Here is a 3,396-nt window from a genome sequence, read left to right as displayed (position 1 = left end):
AACGAGCTTTCCTGTCTAGGTACATAAAACGCTACGGAACGCGTTGGTCAAGTCAGAATCATCTTGATAGAAGTGGAACACAAGCCTTCTTAAAAGCAGTATATAACCATAACCATTTTTGTAGTACGCCTTTTTGCGCCTTATCAATAGTTGTGCGTAAAATCACATACATGTTGATAGTAAAGTTAAAAAAAGGCATAGAGTAATTTCGTTCAGTACTCCAGCAGAAGTTCTCTTAAGTGGTATTATGAGGTTATGGTTGACGTAATAAATCTCAGTGATTACTTTTAATCCCTTCTTAGTTACAATCACGATACACTGATGATTTGAAAAACAGCTCTTATATACCGCATTACACAAAAATTCCCCTGCTCTTTTTACTTGGTGAAACTGCTTCTAAAACCTTGTAAGCAAACGCGATTGCATTTTGTGGGGCTGAAGCACACAATATCACAATAAATGTACTTGGATTTTTTACCTAAATCTTACCTCCACACCGAAGCATGTATTATGGTAATGCTTACAGAAAGGCCAAAAAAATTTACAACTATCTGTATTACAAATTCTAGCTACTTTACTAAGCTGTAGCTAGAATTTCCATTTGAAAGATGCATTAACAACATGTTACACTCGAATGTGTGTGTTGTGGTTATGTGATGCATAGTTCAATGATTTACAATTCAAAAACCTATAGAGTTTATAGTCGCGTAGAAAGTGATATCATTGGTGATAGGCTTACACATCGCGCTGTTGCTGTGTATTGTAGCTGGTTGCTGGAAGGGGCTGCACGTAAGTTGCGTACAGTTCTAGAAGCATCTGGAGCGACGGGTTGTGCGTTCGTTCAGATGGCTCTAGATTGTATTGAAGAGGTATATGATGATCTTTATAAGGCACGAGCAGGTAATTTCAGTGATATAGTGAGAGCACTATCTGGTGGTTGTGAAGGGTATCTTTTTCAATGTCGCAGTGCGTTGTTTTATCTTTCGCGTTGCCGCGATGGGTCATTACCTCTAGAAGGACCTGCAGGCGACGACGTTTCTAGCTTCTGTGACGCCTCCTCTAGAGTCGCCGCAGTTGTATCTATTCTCCAGTCAAATCGAAGTCTTCCAGACAAGTCATCATCAGATACAAGAAACAGATTGTGTATGTTGATAGACTCACTTAGTGATTCTGTGTCGGCGATGCATGATAGTGCTTTTATGTACTTAGTTCAGGGTTCTGCTGGGTTTGTCAGTGCATCCGAAGCGAGATGTGCGCTTCTGTCAGGAGTAGAGGAATTGCGTGCTCTGGCTTACACTGTGCACCAAGATGCTGACATGGGTGCTAGAGGATGTTTAAGTGATAGCTTTGAAGTTTTGCTCGGCAATGTGAGAGAAGCGATACGTAGAGTTTCTGATGCACCAGGTGTTACTGTTCGAGCATCCTGGAGTTGTGCACTGGCTAATAAAGCGCTTGACAAGATCCAAGGGCTGTTTAAGGATTACGTAAATGGCACCAACACTTGCGATTCTTCCCTCGAGGACACAGAGTATATGGGTGCTACTGTGTCATCTGCATATGCAGCCGCACGTCGCCTGTGCTATAGTTGCATGGCTGCGGATACAGAACTGTCGTGTGTTCCTGCTATTCTAGAGTGTTCTAGCGCGCTGTGTGGTCTAAACTCACATGTGGATATCTGTGAATCTATAGACCTGTCTGATTCGCAGGGTGTCGGTTGTGTACTTCCTGCTTTGAACAAAGCACGTGAAGCTCTCGACAAAGTAGATCCGTCTGATTTGCCTAGTAATCGTGACGCTGAGACATACGCTAGACTTCGTGCGATGGTAACACAAGCTTCTCTGCGATGCATCATGAGACAGTGCGCTGAGCCTGGTCTTCTTGATCCAGCACCTGGTGCAGGATGGGATGATCTGTCGGTTGAGGGATTGGATCTTGCTGACGCTTCTCCTGATTTGCTTCATTAATTAGTAGTTATAGATATTCATTCATTTTACGGTAGTTGCTTAAAATGGCTAAGTTTGTTTTGATTGCATTGATTTCTCAGAGATTAGCCTTTTCATTTTGCTAATGTAGTGCATGTCGTTACATGCTCTGTATAACTACTGACTGCTTTTTACAGGAAACATGGAATAGTATTTACTTGTCTAAGTTTCTCAAATACTGATACATAGTCTCTCTTCTAAGCTGGAATAGTGAATATTTCCAGTGCCTTGTTTGCCAAAGGAAGGTTTGCAATATTAAATGAGGGAACTTTTGGCTATAGTAACGTCTATGTTATTATTCTGAGACAAGCGATCTGTCTGTATGAGATTTTCGGCTTCATATTTTTGAAGCCCTTGAAATAAAATGGACTTACCTACCCTATTGACCATGTGTGCAGCATGGCAGCTATATTCGAGTTGATGTTCGTACTGCTTTTTATTCTCCATTCAGGCGTTTATTCTGCTGGCAAAGACGTTCCCATCAACGGGGATATTCTAGACTTTTAGGATACTGAGTAGTGCTTCTGCAATGTTTTAAGTGAGGCCTTCTCGATTAGGAAACTTCTTTTTTATAGCATAGCGCTGTACGAAGTTTCTCTACCTTTCATAGGTTCTTCACTCCATATGCAAGCGTTTATCACGGTCATATTAAAGCTATTACCCATATTTTTGCGTGCGCAATGTAAATTTTGTGAAACTGGCAGTTGTTGAAAGCTATGACGCTAATGTTATTACCTTGAAAGTTACATTACTCATATTACGTGGGCATATGTGTTACGGTAGTGTTGTTATGCATGCTTTGACGGTTTATGGGTCTAAAAACCTATAGAGTTTATAGTCGCGTAGGAGATGAGCCTAGGAATGACAGGCTCACGCATCGGGCTGTTTCTGTGTATCTCAGCTGGTTGCTGGAAAAGTCTATATCAAAGTTGAAAGAAGTTGTAGAAACCTCTGAGGGAGATGCTAATCCATTACTTCAGACAGCTTTGGTCAATGTAGAGGCGGCATACCATGATTTTTGTCTAGCACGGGAGGATACCGCCGATGATATAAAACAGGTGCTCGTTGATGAATTAGTGGATATCATTGAGGGTCTTCCAGAAGATGCTTTTTTATGCCTTACTCAAGGGGTTGGTGAGGCCGACTTTGCCGTCAATTCTACTGCAAAGTCGGCGTTACTACTCGCCCTAGAAGAGCTGCGCGCCTTAGCTGCTACATTGGATTCTCAAGCTGATAAATTGGGTCGCGAGTGTATTCAGCAAAGTTTTGAAACCTTGGTCGCACCTGTAAGATCTATGATCTCAACACTATCACAAACATCATTACATTGCCTGCTTGCTAGTCGTCTCATAGAAAGTAGTGTGAAAACCATGAAGCAATATGCTAAGGATCCATACACTAATAATGCGGAGAA

At 41.7% G+C, this 3,396-nt stretch carries 2 protein-coding genes; both read left to right on the top strand.

Going from position 1 to position 3,396, the window contains the following annotated elements; all coding sequences use genetic code 11:
* Positions 1-656 precede the first annotated feature (656 nt).
* On the top strand, positions 657-1,964 hold the full coding sequence (locus KPX09_RS04770) for a hypothetical protein (protein WP_249549227.1): 1,308 nt from the start codon (positions 657-659) through the stop codon (positions 1,962-1,964).
* 827 nt (positions 1,965-2,791) lie between these two features.
* Positions 2,792-3,396, top strand: a 605-nt coding sequence (locus tag KPX09_RS04765) for a hypothetical protein (protein ID WP_249549226.1), incomplete at its 3' end; no start/stop codon positions are given.

Source organism: Anaplasma phagocytophilum, assembly GCF_023476575.1.
Classification (GTDB): Bacteria; Pseudomonadota; Alphaproteobacteria; order Rickettsiales; family Anaplasmataceae; genus Anaplasma; species Anaplasma phagocytophilum_A.
Note: the sequence above shows the minus strand (reverse complement) of the source record. Positions and strands in the feature narration are given on the sequence as shown.

Bases quoted from the DNA above. Each gene is read 5' to 3' on its own strand.
- KPX09_RS04770 (WP_249549227.1), top strand. From the start codon at position 657: ATGCATAGTTCAATGATTTACAATTCAAAAACCTATAGAGTTTATAGT.